Here is a 14,529-nt window from a genome sequence, read left to right on the forward strand (position 1 = left end):
TGTGCGCCGTTTTCAATAACCGAAGCTAACTTACTTTTTGTAAGCGTGTGCTTGGTTGTCCAGGCGCTGGTTAGCACGTGCTGCGTCGTCTTTAGCTGCTTGAACGTCAGAACGGATTGCGTTCACGTCGTTGCTCAGCTGGTCAACTTTAGCGTTCAGAGTCTGAACGTCAGAAGACAGTTGATCGATTTTAGCATTGCTTGAACAGCCAGCCAGCATAGTGGAAGCCAGGATTACCGCGCCCAGTACCAGTTTAGTACGATTCATTATAACACCCTCTAGATTGAGTTAATCTCCATGTAGCGTTACAAGTATTACACAAACTTTTTTCGAAAGAGAATAATTTTTTTGGATTGGAGTGCTTTATTTTGATCGTTCGCTCAAACTTACACCTTCTTTTGAAAAATAGTTAAAAAATGTAGGGAAAACAGCTGGATTCCATGGGACAACTCCGATTTATAATTAGCTAAATAATGAGCAATCCACGGTTGCGTTTTTGAGAAAACAGTTTACCAGTGCTAAAAAAAACGCCGCTAAGCGGCGTTTTTGTCAAAATAATTATGTCACGTTTTATATTAAAGCACGTGAACCGAGGCAGTATTGGTAGTGCCGCTTGGAACCAGTGCACCGGAAACCATCACCACAACGTCGCCTTTTTGTGCCAGACCGCTGGCCAGCGCCGCTTCTTTACCGATGCGATAGAAGTCGTCGGTAGAGGCAATTTCCTTGACCATCTGTGGGATCACGCCCTTGGTCAGAATCAGTTGATGCGCGGTGGTTTCGTTGGTGGTCAGCGCCAGGATCACGGCGTTAGGAAAGTACTTACGCACGGATTTGGCAGATTTGCCGCCGCTAGTGGCAACCACGATCAGTGGCGCATCCAGTTTCTCTGCGGTTTCAACGGCGCCACGGCATACGGCTTCGGTGATGCGCAGCTTGCGGTTGTCGTTCAGGCTGTCGATACGGCTCGGCATCACGCGATCTGTGCGCTCACAGATGGTCGCCATGATGGTAACGGCTTCAAGCGGGTACTTACCCTTGGCGCTTTCGCCTGACAGCATCACCGCGTCGGTACCGTCCAGAATGGCGTTGGCCACGTCGCCGGCTTCTGCACGGGTAGGGCGCGGGTTCTTGATCATGGAATCGAGCATCTGGGTGGCGGTGATCACCACTTTACGTGCGCGGTTACATTTTTCGATCATCATCTTCTGAGCGAAGATCACTTCTTCTACCGGGATTTCTACGCCCAGATCGCCACGAGCTACCATGATGCCGTCAGAAGCTTCGAGGATTTCATCGAAGTTGTTTAGGCCTTCCTGGTTTTCGATTTTGGAGATGATCTGGATTTGCTCGCCGCCGTGGGCTTTCAGGTGCTCACGGATTTCCAGCACGTCTGAACGCTTGCGGATAAAGGAAGCGGCAACAAAGTCCACACCCTGTTCGCAGCCGAAGATCAGATCGCGCTTGTCTTTTTCAGCCAATGCCGGCAACTGGATGGAAACGCCCGGCAGGTTAACGCCTTTGTTTTCGCCCAGGTCGCCGCTGTTAAGCACCTTACAAACCACTTCATTTTCGGTCACGTTGGTGACTTCCATGCCGATCAGGCCGTCGTCCACCAGTACGGTGTTGCCGATTTTCAGATCTGCGCTAAAACCGGCGTAGGTTACTGCAACGCGTTCGTTGTTGCCGATAACGCTCTGATCGGTGGTGAAAGTAAAGGTCTGGCCGGCAACCAGAGAGGCATCTTTGCCGCCTTCCAGTTTCATGGTGCGGATTTCCGGGCCTTTGGTATCCAACAGGATACCGGCGTTCTGACCGGTTTTCGCCATCACGGCGCGCATGTTCTTGATGCGGTTGCCGTGCTCTTCGTAATCACCGTGGGAGAAGTTAAGGCGCATTACGTTCATGCCGGCGTTCAGCAGGTTGGTCAGCATTTCTTCCGATTCGGTTTTTGGACCGATGGTACAAACAATTTTGGTCTTTTTCATGACGGAGTTTTCTACAAGTTGTGATGGATAATAAAACGAATAAAACCAGCGGTCAGGCCACTGATAAGGGATTTGAGTCGTGCCTGGTGGTGCAAAACATAGTTAAGGATAGGTGACCGGAGTCGAAATGGGGCGGAAAAATTCAGCCCGCGCCGGGATGCGGGGATGCTGCGCAACGTGATGAGATGAAAATGTGTTGTTATTGCGTTTTCGCAGATCAAGGGCTGAAACCATTCAACTGAAAGACGTTGCGCATTATAAAGGCTAAGCGGCGGGAAACAAAATAAAAAACCGGTGCTAACGCTCGGATCCGCTAAATCAGCAGCAAATGTGGCGCAAATGCAAACTGACAGCTGCGGTTTGTTGCGCAAATAACCTTAGTGTAAACATGTCATTGGCCGATTTTAGCCGGATACGATAATTTCCAGCAGCGTACCGGCCGACAGGCAGAAGCAGCCGCTGGCAATGTTAGCGGGGATGGCGATAGTTTCACCGGCCACGATCACCTGGGTATCATTGCCGACGGTGAATTCAAACTCACCGGAAACCACCCGCGCCTGCAGAGCGTAAGCCCGCTTTTGCAGTTGGCCGAAGGTTCCTGCGTCGAACTTCACTTCCGTGGCGCTGGTGCCGTCGCTCATTACCCCTTGTCTGCGGGTAAGGCCGTTATCCAGTTTTTCAAACGGAGTTTCTGCGGTAAATTTCAGCATGAGATCTGTCCTGATAGGGTATTGGCCTTGATGATACCTGATGTGGCTTGCGGTAGCAGGAGCAAAGTTTTTAAAGGAGGAAGTGCCGGGCCGATAGGGTGAAACTGTGGATATTATGATTTGGTGCGTCCGAGTGGACTCGAACCACCGACCCCCACCATGTCAAGGTGGTGCTCTAACCAACTGAGCTACGGACGCACTGCACTGCTTTAGAATTTTGGTGCGTCCGAGTGGACTCGAACCACCGACCCCCACCATGTCAAGGTGGTGCTCTAACCAACTGAGCTACGGACGCACTGTACTGCTTTAGGAATTTGGTGCGTCCGAGTGGACTCGAACCACCGACCCCCACCATGTCAAGGTGGTGCTCTAACCAACTGAGCTACGGACGCATCTTTTCCTGTCTGTCATGGCTGACAGCGGGGACGAATATTAACGAGCTACCCGCGCGCTGGCAAGGAGAAAAACGTAATTTTATCCGGTATTTCGCGCGATTGCTGCGCTTGTGTGCAGTGCGGCGGTTTTTTCTGCAATCCATGCCGATGAAGCCACCGGTCGGCATAACCGGCCGGTGGCGATACTTAGCGTGCAGAGCGCTGCAGGATCAGTGCGGCGGGCTGTTTTTGCAGCCAACGCATACGCAAGGCCATCATGATAGCGGCGAAGGTCAGCCCGATAATAAACCCAATCCAGAAGCCGCTTGGCCCCATCGCCGGCACGACAATGTCGGTCAATGCCAACAGATAACCGCTTGGCAGCCCCAGCACCCAATAGGCGATAAAGGTGATGAAGAATATCGAGCGGGTGTCTTTGTAGCCACGCAGAACGCCGCTGCCAATCACCTGAATAGAATCGGAGATCTGGTAAATGGCTGCCAACAGCATCAGCTGCGATGCCATGGCCACTACCGCCGGGCTGTCGTTGTACAGCAGCGCGATTGGCTCGCGGAAGGTGGCGGTGAACAACGCGGTGCCGCAGGCCATCAGAATACCAACGCCGATAGCCGAATAAGCGGCAATCCGCGCCCCTTCGACCGAGCCTTCGCCCAACCGATAGCCGACGCGAATCGTCGCGCTGACGCCTAACGACAGAGGCAACACGAACATCAGCGAGCTGAAGTTCAGGGCAATCTGATGCCCGGCCACCGAAACGATACCCAACGGAGAAACCAGCAGGGCGACGACGGCGAACAGCGTAACTTCAAAGAACAGCGCCAGCGCGACCGGCAGACCGATGCCGAACAGGCGTTTTATTGCCGGCCAGTCGGGCCGCAGGCTGCTGCCTTCGTGTGGCAAAATATCGCGCTGCGAAGAGGCGCGCTTTACGTACCAGCGCATCGCCAGGAACATAAACCAGTAAACGCTGCCGGTCGCCACGCCACAACCTATGCCGCCCAATTCAGGCATGCCGAACTTACCGTAGATAAAGATATAGTTGATCGGGATGTTCACCAGCAGGCCGAGGAAGCCAATTACCATGCCGGGCTTGGTTTTTGACAGCCCTTCACACTGGCCGCGCAGCACCTGGAAGAACAGATAACCCGGCGCGCCCCACATGATGGCATGCAGATAACCCACGGCTTTATCCGCCAATTGTGGGTCGATGTTGTGCATCATGTCGATGACGAACTTACTGTTATACAGCACGATAATCACCAGCAGCGAGACCGCCGCCGCCAGCCAGAAGCCCTGGCGCACCTGATGAGCAATGCGATCTCGTCGGCCCGCGCCGTTAAGTTGTGCGATGACCGGCGTCAACGCCAACAACAGACCGTGACCGAACAAAATGGCCGGCAGCCAAATAGAGGTCCCGACGGCGACCGCCGCCATATCTGTGGCACTGTAGGCGCCGGCCATAATGGTATCTACCACGCCCATTGCGGTTTGTGATATTTGCGCGATGATTACCGGGATTGCGAGGGCCAATAAACTACGCGCTTCAATGAAGTACTTCTGCACGCATACACCTTTTCTATTTATTTATGATGGAGGGGAGGGTCGTCGCGAAAGGACAACAATTAAAAATAGCGGAATTTTGTCAAAAAGATTGTACCCGCTCGGCGGGGTTAAGCAAATGCTGTGATGAAATAGTTATTAAATGCGCAGGCGCAGACTTTTTGTCGCCCCGGGTTTGGATTTCCTCGCCAACTGGGGCAAACTGCCTCCAAACGTTGTAAACATTTTCAGAAAGAAGAGGCTCACATGTTCACCGGTATCGTACAAGGCACCGCGCCGCTGGTCGCCATTGATGAAAAATCCAACTTCCGTACCCACGTCATAGAAATGCCTACCGAACTGCTTCCTGGGCTGGAGCTGGGCGCGTCCGTGGCGCATAACGGCTGCTGCCTGACCGTCACCGCGGTAGAGGGTAACCGCGTCAGCTTTGATCTGATCAAAGAAACCCTGCGTCTGACCAACCTCGGTGATCTGGCGCTGGGCGATGTGGTTAACATTGAAAGAGCGGCCAAGTTTAATGATGAAATTGGCGGTCACCTGATGTCCGGCCATATTATCTGCACGGCGGAAGTGGCCAAGATTTATACCTCCGAGAATAATCGCCAGGTATGGTTACGTATGCCGGATGCGGAACTGATGAAATATGTTCTGCACAAAGGGTTTATCGGTATTGACGGAATAAGCCTGACCATCGGTGAAGTGGTGAATAACCGTTTTTGCGTGCACCTGATCCCGGAAACGCTGGAACGCACCACGCTGGGCAAAAAACGCCTGGGCGATAAGGTGAATATTGAGATCGACCCGCAAACGCAGGCGGTGGTAGACACCGTCGAGCGGGTGTTGGCAAGCCGCGAAGCGGCAATGGCGGCGGCGAGCGCGCTGGCGCAGAAGATCTGACAAACGACCCACCAGAGAGGAGCAATCGCGTGAAGTTTTATGGGAAAACGTTGATGTTAACGGCGCTGCTGGCGCTGAGTGCTTGTAGCAGTTCGCCCGATCAGGGCGCGGCCAACCCGGCAGTGGATGCCGATAGCGACACCTGCGGCGCGGCGCAATACCAGAATTATGTCGGTAAACCGATGTCGTCGCTGGAAGGTGTTCAGATTGAATCGCAGGTGCGTGCGATTCCTTATAACTCAGCGGTCACGATGGATTTCAATCTGCGCCGTCTGAATTTCCTGGGTGATAGCGAGGATAAAATTATCCGCGTTTATTGCGGCTGATATACCCGTCGTATTTCAAGTTGTAGCGTTGTTACCTGCTTTACAAGACCCATCCGTGGGTCTTGCCCCTTTGGGGCCGCTGCAAGCAGCGTTCAAATCTGTTCCCGACAGATTTGTCGCTCATCCCAGTTACTTACTTAAGTAAGCGCCTGGGAATGAGCGAGCTGGTCGCCTAGCTACAACTCGAAATTCATAGGGTATATGCTTTTATACTGAATGATAATTAGCGCGTCACGCGGATACCGCCTTCGACGCCTTTCGGGCTGAAGACGACCTGCCACAATTGAATGTCACGGGCGCGAAACGCACCGGCGCAGGCGTTCAGGTAATAACTGAACATGCGCTCGAAACGATCCGAATAACGCTGGGCCAGTTGCGGCCACGCCTGTTTGAATCGTTCGTACCACACCATCAGAGTGCGATCGTAATCAGCGCCAATATTGTGCCAATCTTCCATCACAAAATGCCCTTCGCTGGCCTGAGCAATATGGGCGACCGACGGCAGGCAGCCATTCGGGAAGATATATTTGTTGATCCACGGGTCAACATTCATATCTGTCTGATTCGAGCCAATGGTATGCAGCAGGAAAAGGCCGTCCGGCTTTAAATTACGTTCGACCACGTTGAAGTAGGTGCGGTAATTTTTCGGGCCGACGTGCTCAAACATGCCGACGGAAACAATGCGGTCAAACTGCAGGTGCAAGTCGCGGTAGTCCTGCAGCAGGATCTCGACGTCCAGCCCGGCACAGCGCTCCTGCGCCAGCTTTTGCTGCTCGGCGGAAATGGTTACGCCAACCACCGAAACGCCGTAGTTTTTCGCCGCATAGGCAGAAAGGCCGCCCCAGCCGCAGCCGATATCCAGCAAATTCATGCCGGGTTGCAGCTGCAGTTTTTCGCAAATCATCCGCAATTTGGCTTCCTGCGCTTCTTCCAGCGTGGTCGCCTCTTTCCAGTAGGCGCAGGAATATTGCATATAAGGATCCAGCATCAGGGTAAAGAGATCGTTCCCCAGATCGTAATGTTCTTTGCCGACTATCCAGGCGCGTTTCTTCGATTGCAGATTAGTTAATCGCGCGGCGGCAATACGCAGGGTATCTTTGAGATGGCGGGGCAGTTTCTTTTCCAGACCGGCGCGGACCACGTGATGAAAGAATATATCCAGCCGTTCGCATTCCCACCAGCCGTCCATATAACTTTCGCCCAGGCCGAGAGAACCCTCCTGCAGCACGCGTTTAAAAAAATTAGGATTTTTAACCTGAATATCGAAAGGGCGCGAGCCGTTTATTTCAATACCGGCCATGCTGAGCATTTCATGAGCGATACGGTACCATTGGTTGTCCTGGATGCTCACATCTTCTATACACGATGAACTCATAGCTTCTCCATCACCTTCTTCTGACTTATGACCCGTCAAAAAAATAGCTTAGACCTATTCTGCGGGTGCATACGTTTACCTACGGTAAAAGATCCCGTGGCGTCTGATATCCGACTATGAACAGAGGAAAATTTTAAGAAGGTTCCTGCGCAAGAAACGCGGGAAAGACAATCCTTAAAAAAGTGTGACGCCATACGCGTACACAACAGCTACTTGTGATAAAGAAATTATAAAAGTGTTATTTTTAAAGGTCGTTTTTGAGTATAGGCTTGCCGAGGCGCTTACTCAACTGTAAATCGCACTCGGCAAATATATTCTTTAAGTGATTATTAATGCAGGTAATTATGACGCAGAGTTAGCATGCTCCTGGCGCGTCGCCTGCCGATCGTCCATCACCTTTCTCCGTTGCATCAGATAGCCCAACGCGGCCAGTACCACCGTCGAAACCATCACCGTGACCGTTGCCAACAGAGGCTGAGCAATAAAGGCCGAAACCAGCATGCTGGCGACAAAACACAGGCCTAACTGCAGCGTGTTTTGCAAGGCGGCAGCTTTACCGGTGCCCTCCGGGAACGGGGTCAACGCATTGGCTACCACGATAGGGTAAATGGCTCCGTTGACCAACGCCATCACGCAGAACGGAATTAACAACGTAGTAAGCGTGGGCTGAGTAAGCGTGGCAACCAGATATAATGCAACCATACTGATGCCATAAACTACCAGCAGCCAGGGCAACAAGGTGTTGCCATTCATGCGGTTTAACGCGGTACGGCAACCATAGCCTCCCAATAAGAAAGCCAGAGTCTGCGGCACATAGCTAAGGCCGATATCATTGGGGCTGTAGCCCATCTCGCCAAGAATAAACGGCGAACCGGTCAGCCAGGCGAAGAAACCGGCAGAACAGGCGGCAAAGATCATGACGTTGCCGCTGAAAATGCGAGATTTCAGCAGTTGCATGAAGCTGAGCGCGCTCTTCTTATTGTCGATGGAAGGCACGGTTTTGGCGCTTTCTTTCAGCATCAGCGTCGGCAGCAACAGGATCACGGTGATGCCCAGCAACACGGCGAAAATGGCGCGCCAGCCCATGTGGTTCAGCAACCAGGCACCCACCAATGGCGCCAGCGCCGGTGAAAGGGCCACCAGCGGCATAATGGTGGCGAACACGCGGTTAGCCTTGCCTTCGCGATAGCGGTCAATCACCAACGCCTGCCAGGTAACGGCAGCGGAACAAACCCCAATCGCCTGGATAAAGCGCAGCGACCAAAGTTGCACGGCATTTTGCACCCACAACATGCCGAGGCAGCCGAGGGCAAACAGCGCCAGGCCGATCAGCAACACCGGTTTGCGGCCGAGGCGATCGGAAAGCGGGCCCCACAGCAGTTGTGCAAAGGCAAACCCAGCCAGGAAGATGCTCAGGCTGGCGCTGATGGCCCCGGCGGAAATCTGCAGGTCTCGCTGCATCATGCCAAAGGCGGGCAGGTACATGTCGGTGGCCAGGTAACCCAGCATGCTCAGGCCGGCAAGGTAGAACATAAAACCAAAGGAATTTCGCATGGTATTTCTCGTTAATATTTTATTGTCGCAGGTTTTTAGCGCCGGCAAGTGTATCCGGCTGGATCTCTGCTTGTGAAACGGTAATATTTGCGAGGTGCTGTTAAAAAAATTGAAGGCAAAACTATGTGGTCTGAATATTCACTGGATGTCGTAGATGCGGTAGCCCGCACCGGCAGTTTCAGCGCCGCGGCGCAGGAGCTGCATCGTGTGCCGTCGGCGGTCAGTTACACGGTGCGGCAGTTGGAGCAATGGCTGGCGGTGCCGCTGTTTGAGCGCCGTCATCGTGACGTGGAATTGACACCTGCGGGCGTGTTGTTTATTCAGGAAGCGCGCGGTGTCATCAAAAAAATGCTCGACACGCGCCGACAGTGCCAGCAGGTGGCTAACGGCTGGCGGGGTCAATTGAAAATTGCGGTGGACATCATCGTTAAACCCCAGCGTAGCCGCCAATTGGTGCTGGATTTTTACCGCCATTTCCCCGACGTCGAACTGCTGGTTCAGCCGGAGGTGTTTAATGGCGTATGGGATGCGCTGGTGGACGGTCGTGCCGATATGGCGATCGGTGCCACAAGGGCAGTACCTGTGGGCGGCGGCTTCGCCTTTCGCGATATGGGGGATATGCGCTGGCTGTGCGTGGCCAGTCCGCAGCACCCATTGGCCACGATAGAAGGGCTGCTGAACGACGATCAACTCCGGCCTTTTCCGTCGCTGTGCCTGGAAGATACTTCGCGCAACCTGCCCAAGCGCGTGACCTGGACGTTGGACAACCAACGACGCCTGGTGGTACCAGACTGGGCTTCTGCGGTGGATTGTCTGTGTGCCGGGTTGTGCGTTGGCATGATGCCCGCGCATCAGGTACTGCCTCTGGTGCAGCGCGGGGAACTGGTGGCGCTACAGTTGCAACAGCCATTTCCCGCCAGCCCTTGTTGTCTGACCTGGCAGCAAAATACGCCGTCACCGGCGATGGCCTGGCTGCTCGATTATCTGGGGGACAGTGAAACCTTGAATCAGGAGTGGCTAAGCGAAGAATGACGCCGGAAACCGCGAGGGTTTCCGGCGCAGATAATTAGCGGCGATAATCGATGAACGGGCCGTCAGCGACCGAACGGCGCTCAACCAGCTTGGGATGAACCTCAATGACCTGCGACTCTTCACGTTTGCTGATAATGCGATCCAGCAGCATGGTGAATGCCATCTCGCCCAAACGCTCTTTGGGCTGATGAATAGTGGTCAGTGCCGGGGTAAAGTAGCGGGCATTTCGTACGTTATCGTAGCCAATTACCGAAATGTCCTGCGGCACGCGCAGTCCAAGTTCATCGGCGGCGCAGATCGCACCCATTGCCATGATATCGCCACCGCAGAATATCGCGGTAGGGCGTTGCTTCTGCGACAGTATCTGATGCATGGCCTTGTAACCGGATTCCGGCTCAAAGTCGCCCTGAACAATCCACTCTTCGCGCACGTCGATATTGGCTTCTTCCATGGCTTTTAAAAAGCCCTGATGGCGGCCGCCGCCGGTATTGCGTGCCAGCTGGCCCGGAATGGCCCCGATATCGCGGTGGCCGCGTTCAATCAGGTAGCGCCCGGCCAGATAGCCGCCTTCGAAGGCGTTATCGATAATGGTGTCGGTAAAGTCACCGCGTGCGGCGCCCCAATCCATGACGACCATCGGGATATTGCGATAATCTTCCAGCATGCCGAGCAGTTGGTCCGGGTATTCCGAACACATGACTAACAGACCATCGACGCGCTTTTGCGCCAACATCGCCAGATAGGCGCGTTGTTTGTCCAGATTGTTATGCGAGTTGCACAGGATCAGCGTATAGCCTTTGCTGTAGCAGCTGTTTTCCACCGCCTCGATCACTTCGGCAAAGTAAGGCGCTTCGCTCGACGTGGCCAGCAGACCAATAGATTTGGTGTGGTTGACCTTGAGGCTGCGCGCCACGGCGCTGGGTGAATAGTGCAGCTCTTTGATCGCGGCGCCAACGGCCGCTTTTGTCTCTTCGGCGACGAAACGAGTCTTATTGATGACGTGCGAAACGGTGGTGGTGGAAACGCCAGCGCGTTTGGCCACATCTTTAATCGTTGCCATGTAAAGAATGACTCCTGAACTCACATGTTGCAGTATGTAAGTGTGATGTTAATCGTTTGCCTGCGTAGATCCTTCTCCAAAGAAGCGAAAACTGAGTTTTTAGTGTGTTGAAGTCGTCAGCGCTTGGTCAGGAGGGGCATTTTGCCGGTACACAGTTGTGAACTGCGAATTTTGTCCCATATTGAGCAAAAGGGGAAGAGGTAATCGGTATTATAAACTGGGAAATGATAACAAGATTTTATCGGCCAACTGTGGGAAAATGGTTTAACACATTAATTGTGTGCCTTTTACCCTTGGGAAACCCAATCTGAAAAGGAGTTATAATGGATACCGATTTGAAAATGTCACTGTTCACCACCCTGGGTGCGCTGGCTGTGATTATCGCTTTTAGCTTCACCGCAGCATTGAACTGATACTCTTCAGTCAACCAGGCGCAGCTCGCTACGCCTGGTTGTACTTTCCCCCGCGTTACGCCAGATTTTCCTCCACAAATGCCCAGTTAACCAGCGCCCAGAAGTTTTCCAGGTAGGTCGGTCGTGCGTTGCGATAATCGATATAGTAGGCGTGTTCCCAAACGTCGACGGTCAGCAGCGGTTTGTCTTCACCGGTCAACGGCGTGGCCGCGTTCGAGGTATTAACAATCGCCAGCGAGCCATCCGGCCTTTCCACTAACCAGGTCCAGCCTGCGCCGAAGTTTTTCACCGCGGCGTCGCTGAATTGTTCCCGGAAGGCGGTAAAAGAACCAAAAGCCTGGTTGATCGCCGCGGCCAATTTGCCCTGAGGCTCTCCGCCGCCCTGAGGTGACAGGCAGTGCCAATAGAAGGTGTGATTCCATACCTGGGCCGCATTGTTGAAGATGCCGCCGCTGGAAGCCTTGATGAGGGCTTCAAGGGAGGAACCTTCAAACTCGCTGCCTTTCAGCAGATTGTTCAGGTTGACCACGTAGGCGTTGTGATGCTTGCCATAGTGGTATTCCAGGGTTTCTGCCGAAATGTGCGGTTCGAGGGCGTTTTTTTCATAAGGTAGTGCGGGCAGTTCAAACGACATTGCTTCCTCCTTGTACAGTGCCAATTTTCCGTCAGAGCAACGGAAATGCAATTGACCTGTTTTTATTGTGGGTATTTAGCTTAGCAATTTTCGCGATGAAATACAGTGGGGCGGGCTAAAGGATTGGGTGCTTTAGGGACAGCAGGAAAATCAGTCAGGGGAGTGCGGCTGGACAGGCCAGCCGCGAAGGAGTTTATCGAATGGTTTTCGGTGTTACTACACGGCGAGCGCCGATGTAATGGTTTTGCCAGTAGTCATTGTCGAGCTGGCTGATCCGAATTTCTTCACCGGTACGCGGTGACTGAATGAATTTGCCGTTGCCCAGATAAACGCCAACATGGTCTGCTACGCCGCGGTTATTAATGCGGAAGAACACCAGGTCACCGCTTTCCAGCTCGCTTCTCTTGATCGGCGCGGCGTCGCGCAGGTGGTACATCTCGTTGGCGGTGCGCGGCATTTTGATTTTCACCACGTCTTTATACGCGTAGTAAATCAGGCCGCTGCAGTCGAAGCCGGTTCTTGGCGAAGTACCGCCCCAGCGGTAAGGCTTGCCCATTTGGTCCATCAGCTTGGCCATCGCGGTTTGCTTGGCATGCTGGTAGCGTTTTTTGTGCGCTGGAGTCAGCTTCAAGGGTTTATCATCACGCACCAACTTCGCAGTAGCCATACCGGCTTCGCGGTGGCGACCATAGCCTTTTTTGTAACCCTTTTTCGGCGGGGTAACTTTGATTTTAGCTATTTTCTGAGTTTTGCCTTTCGATTTGGCGCTGACGATCTTTTTAGCGGTTTTTTCCGTTTTGGCTTTGGAAAGCTTGGCGGTTTTCTGCGGGGTGGTGGTTTTGGCTTTTTTGCTGGCTTTTACCGCTTTCTTTTTCTTGCGGTCATCGGGCCGGGCTTCGTTGACATGGCTCTTGCGCTGCTCGGCGGCAATGCGTCCCTGCGGCGCAGCATGCGCCAGATTGAAGAATAGCTGTGTAAACAACAGCACAAAAAGCGTAAGAATTAAACGCATGTCGACGTTACCAACCTTGGCCCCGGAACAGATATCGAAAGAAGGACAGTATTCCCGAATTTCGCCATATAAAACAGCGAAGAACTCATAAATGATAATCCATATTGTGAGAAAACGTTAATGGCATTTTTTTTGCCGAAAAATCAAACCGTTGATGTATAAAAAAAAGACAATCACCGTCGGCGGGATTATTTAGCGGCGCATTTTGATGACAAAATATATTAGTGAAATGGCCAGATTAAAAATGTTATTCTGCGCATATGTTTTGACCGGAAAGGCTTTGCCGGTAAGACGCGACTGACTACGGGGAAATGCCCTTGCAAAAGATGGCGTTTTCTTGCGACTGTTCCAGCCGCTACAATGGCCGGTGTGATGCATGTTGTAGCCATAAGACTTGGCTTGAGGAAGCAATACAATGACGACGACGATTGAAAAAATTCAGCACCAGATCGCTGAGAACCCGATTCTGTTGTACATGAAGGGTTCACCGAAATTGCCAAACTGCGGTTTCTCTGCGCAAGCCGTGCAGGCGCTGTCTGCCTGTGGCGAACGCTTTGCCTACGTTGATATTCTGCAGAACCCGGACATCCGTTCCGAGTTGCCTAAATACGCCAACTGGCCGACCTTCCCACAGCTGTGGGTCGACGGTGAGCTGGTAGGCGGCTGCGATATCATCATCGAAATGTATCAGCGCGGCGAACTGCAGCAGCTGATCAAAGAAACGGCAGAGAAGTACAAACAGCAGGAAGACCAGCAGCCATAATCGGCTCGGTTTTACTGTTGGGTTCCATCGGGCGGCACCAGTGAAGACTGGGCCGCCCGATTTTTTTGTCTTAGTCGGTGTTTTCGACCGCCAGTGGCCAGCCACCCAGGCGTTTCCAACGGTTGACCAGCTCGCAGAACAGCAAAGCGGTTTGCTCGGTGTCATACAGGGCTGAGTGCGCCTGAGAACTGTCGAACGGGATATTGGCGGCGATGCAGGCTTTGGCCAGCACCGTCTGCCCCAGTACCAGCCCACTCAGCGCCGCAGTATCAAAGGTGGCGAAGGGGTGGAACGGGTTGCGTTTCAGGCTGGCGCGCTCTGCGGCCGCCATCAGGAAGCTGTGATCAAAATTGGCATTGTGCGCCACAATGATTGCCCGGTTGCAGCCACGATCCTTGATGCCCTTGCGCACGGCTTTAAAAATAGCGTGCAACGCATCGTGCTCACTGACCGCACCGCGCAATGGGTTACTTGGGTCGATGCCGTTAAAGGCCAGCGCTTCCGGCTGCAGGTTGGCGCCTTCAAAAGGTTCCACGTGGAAGTGCAGGGTCTCGTCCTGCTGCAACCAGCCGTTTTCATCCATTTTTAACGTAACGGCGGCAATCTCCAGCAGCGCGTCGGTTTTGGCATTAAATCCGGCAGTTTCTATATCTATGACTACGGGGTAAAACCCACGAAAACGGCCACTCAGGGCGTTAAGATCACTTTTTTCGGCCATCAGTTTCTTATCTTCATCGAATGCAGCGCGCATTATGGCAAATTTTGCGCCCGGTTGCAGGCGGTTATCACGCAGATAAAAATAAGGGCGCA

General features: G+C 53.1%; 15 protein-coding genes and 3 tRNA genes. 5 read left to right on the top strand and 13 right to left on the bottom strand.

From position 1 onward, the window contains the following. Positions 1-30 precede the first annotated feature (30 nt). From LQ945_RS24540 to LQ945_RS24570, 7 genes are all read right to left on the bottom strand, one after another. Positions 31-267, bottom strand: a complete 237-nt coding sequence (locus LQ945_RS24540) for a major outer membrane lipoprotein (RefSeq protein WP_005165631.1) — start codon at positions 265-267, stop codon at positions 31-33. 308 nt (positions 268-575) lie between these two features. Then, positions 576-1,988 carry a pyruvate kinase PykF gene (pykF, locus tag LQ945_RS24545; protein ID WP_044550577.1) on the bottom strand — a complete coding sequence of 471 codons (1,413 nt, stop codon included), beginning with the start codon at positions 1,986-1,988 and terminating at the stop codon, positions 576-578. A gap of 404 nt (positions 1,989-2,392) precedes the next feature. Next, positions 2,393-2,698, bottom strand: coding sequence for a cupin (locus LQ945_RS24550; protein WP_270101949.1), 306 nt, complete (start codon positions 2,696-2,698; stop codon positions 2,393-2,395). 121 nt (positions 2,699-2,819) lie between these two features. Further along, a tRNA-Val gene (locus LQ945_RS24555) sits at positions 2,820-2,896 on the bottom strand. A 20-nt stretch (positions 2,897-2,916) separates the two neighbouring features. Continuing rightward, positions 2,917-2,993: transfer RNA gene (locus LQ945_RS24560), tRNA-Val, on the bottom strand. A gap of 20 nt (positions 2,994-3,013) precedes the next feature. After that, a tRNA-Val gene (locus LQ945_RS24565) sits at positions 3,014-3,090 on the bottom strand. A gap of 189 nt (positions 3,091-3,279) precedes the next feature. Further along, positions 3,280-4,656, bottom strand: coding sequence for an MATE family efflux transporter (locus LQ945_RS24570; RefSeq protein ID WP_270101950.1), 1,377 nt, complete (start codon positions 4,654-4,656; stop codon positions 3,280-3,282). A gap of 243 nt (positions 4,657-4,899) precedes the next feature. On the opposite strand from LQ945_RS24570, the gene LQ945_RS24575 reads away from it, so the two are divergent. Further along, positions 4,900-5,550, top strand: coding sequence for a riboflavin synthase (locus LQ945_RS24575; protein ID WP_044550585.1), 651 nt, complete (start codon positions 4,900-4,902; stop codon positions 5,548-5,550). Positions 5,551-5,579: 29 nt separating this feature from the next. Next, positions 5,580-5,876 carry an I78 family peptidase inhibitor gene (locus LQ945_RS24580; RefSeq protein ID WP_262242486.1) on the top strand — a complete coding sequence of 99 codons (297 nt, stop codon included), beginning with the start codon at positions 5,580-5,582 and terminating at the stop codon, positions 5,874-5,876. A 223-nt stretch (positions 5,877-6,099) separates the two neighbouring features. Here the strand turns inward: LQ945_RS24580 and cfa are convergent, their stop codons facing one another. Together cfa and punC are read right to left on the bottom strand one after the other, a co-directional pair. Further along, positions 6,100-7,251, bottom strand: a complete 1,152-nt coding sequence (gene cfa, locus LQ945_RS24585) for a cyclopropane fatty acyl phospholipid synthase (RefSeq protein ID WP_262242485.1) — start codon at positions 7,249-7,251, stop codon at positions 6,100-6,102. Positions 7,252-7,593: 342 nt separating this feature from the next. After that, complete coding sequence (gene punC / locus LQ945_RS24590; RefSeq protein ID WP_270101951.1) at positions 7,594-8,805, bottom strand: purine nucleoside transporter PunC; 1,212 nt, start codon at positions 8,803-8,805, stop codon at positions 7,594-7,596. 123 nt (positions 8,806-8,928) lie between these two features. Between punC and punR the strand changes: the two genes are divergently transcribed. Then, positions 8,929-9,837, top strand: coding sequence for a DNA-binding transcriptional activator PunR (gene punR, locus LQ945_RS24595; RefSeq protein WP_270101952.1), 909 nt, complete (start codon positions 8,929-8,931; stop codon positions 9,835-9,837). A 34-nt stretch (positions 9,838-9,871) separates the two neighbouring features. On the opposite strand, the gene purR is transcribed toward punR, so the two are convergent. Further along, positions 9,872-10,897, bottom strand: a complete 1,026-nt coding sequence (gene purR / locus LQ945_RS24600; protein ID WP_262242482.1) for an HTH-type transcriptional repressor PurR — start codon at positions 10,895-10,897, stop codon at positions 9,872-9,874. Positions 10,898-11,220: 323 nt separating this feature from the next. Between purR and LQ945_RS24605 the strand changes: the two genes are divergently transcribed. Next, positions 11,221-11,310: a YnhF family membrane protein gene (locus tag LQ945_RS24605; RefSeq protein ID WP_020826670.1), complete on the top strand. Its 90-nt coding sequence runs from the start codon at positions 11,221-11,223 to the stop codon at positions 11,308-11,310. A 55-nt stretch (positions 11,311-11,365) separates the two neighbouring features. On the opposite strand, the gene sodB is transcribed toward LQ945_RS24605, so the two are convergent. Both sodB and LQ945_RS24615 read right to left on the bottom strand, forming a co-directional pair. Beyond that, positions 11,366-11,944, bottom strand: a complete 579-nt coding sequence (gene sodB, locus LQ945_RS24610; protein WP_270101953.1) for a superoxide dismutase [Fe] — start codon at positions 11,942-11,944, stop codon at positions 11,366-11,368. A gap of 193 nt (positions 11,945-12,137) precedes the next feature. Next, positions 12,138-12,956, bottom strand: a complete 819-nt coding sequence (locus LQ945_RS24615; RefSeq protein ID WP_262242480.1) for a C40 family peptidase — start codon at positions 12,954-12,956, stop codon at positions 12,138-12,140. 415 nt (positions 12,957-13,371) lie between these two features. On the opposite strand from LQ945_RS24615, the gene LQ945_RS24620 reads away from it, so the two are divergent. Beyond that, a complete protein-coding gene (locus LQ945_RS24620) occupies positions 13,372-13,719 on the top strand; it encodes a Grx4 family monothiol glutaredoxin (protein WP_182822411.1) in 348 nt (115 codons plus the stop codon). Between the two features lie 70 nt (positions 13,720-13,789). Here LQ945_RS24620 and rnt read toward each other — a convergent pair whose 3' ends face one another. Next, the gene (rnt, locus tag LQ945_RS24625; RefSeq protein ID WP_020826674.1) at positions 13,790-14,470 is read right to left on the bottom strand and encodes a ribonuclease T; all 681 of its coding nucleotides are present in this window, start codon (positions 14,468-14,470) and stop codon (positions 13,790-13,792) included. Between the last annotated feature and the right edge of the window lie 59 nt (positions 14,471-14,529).

Origin of the sequence: Serratia liquefaciens (assembly GCF_027594825.1) — a bacterium.
In the GTDB taxonomy this organism is placed as follows: Bacteria; Pseudomonadota; Gammaproteobacteria; order Enterobacterales; family Enterobacteriaceae; genus Serratia; species Serratia liquefaciens_A.

Bases quoted from the DNA above. Each gene is read 5' to 3' on its own strand.
- LQ945_RS24540 (WP_005165631.1), bottom strand. From the start codon at position 267: ATGAATCGTACTAAACTGGTACTGGGCGCGGTAATCCTGGCTTCCACT.
- punR (WP_270101952.1), top strand. From the start codon at position 8,929: ATGTGGTCTGAATATTCACTGGATGTCGTAGATGCGGTAGCCCGCACC.
- LQ945_RS24575 (WP_044550585.1), top strand. From the start codon at position 4,900: ATGTTCACCGGTATCGTACAAGGCACCGCGCCGCTGGTCGCCATTGAT.
- sodB (WP_270101953.1), bottom strand. From the start codon at position 11,944: ATGTCGTTTGAACTGCCCGCACTACCTTATGAAAAAAACGCCCTCGAA.
- rnt (WP_020826674.1), bottom strand. From the start codon at position 14,470: ATGCGCGCTGCATTCGATGAAGATAAGAAACTGATGGCCGAAAAAAGT.
- LQ945_RS24605 (WP_020826670.1), top strand. From the start codon at position 11,221: ATGGATACCGATTTGAAAATGTCACTGTTCACCACCCTGGGTGCGCTG.
- pykF (WP_044550577.1), bottom strand. From the start codon at position 1,988: ATGAAAAAGACCAAAATTGTTTGTACCATCGGTCCAAAAACCGAATCG.
- LQ945_RS24550 (WP_270101949.1), bottom strand. From the start codon at position 2,698: ATGCTGAAATTTACCGCAGAAACTCCGTTTGAAAAACTGGATAACGGC.
- cfa (WP_262242485.1), bottom strand. From the start codon at position 7,251: ATGAGTTCATCGTGTATAGAAGATGTGAGCATCCAGGACAACCAATGG.
- LQ945_RS24620 (WP_182822411.1), top strand. From the start codon at position 13,372: ATGACGACGACGATTGAAAAAATTCAGCACCAGATCGCTGAGAACCCG.
- punC (WP_270101951.1), bottom strand. From the start codon at position 8,805: ATGCGAAATTCCTTTGGTTTTATGTTCTACCTTGCCGGCCTGAGCATG.
- LQ945_RS24615 (WP_262242480.1), bottom strand. From the start codon at position 12,956: ATGCGTTTAATTCTTACGCTTTTTGTGCTGTTGTTTACACAGCTATTC.
- purR (WP_262242482.1), bottom strand. From the start codon at position 10,897: ATGGCAACGATTAAAGATGTGGCCAAACGCGCTGGCGTTTCCACCACC.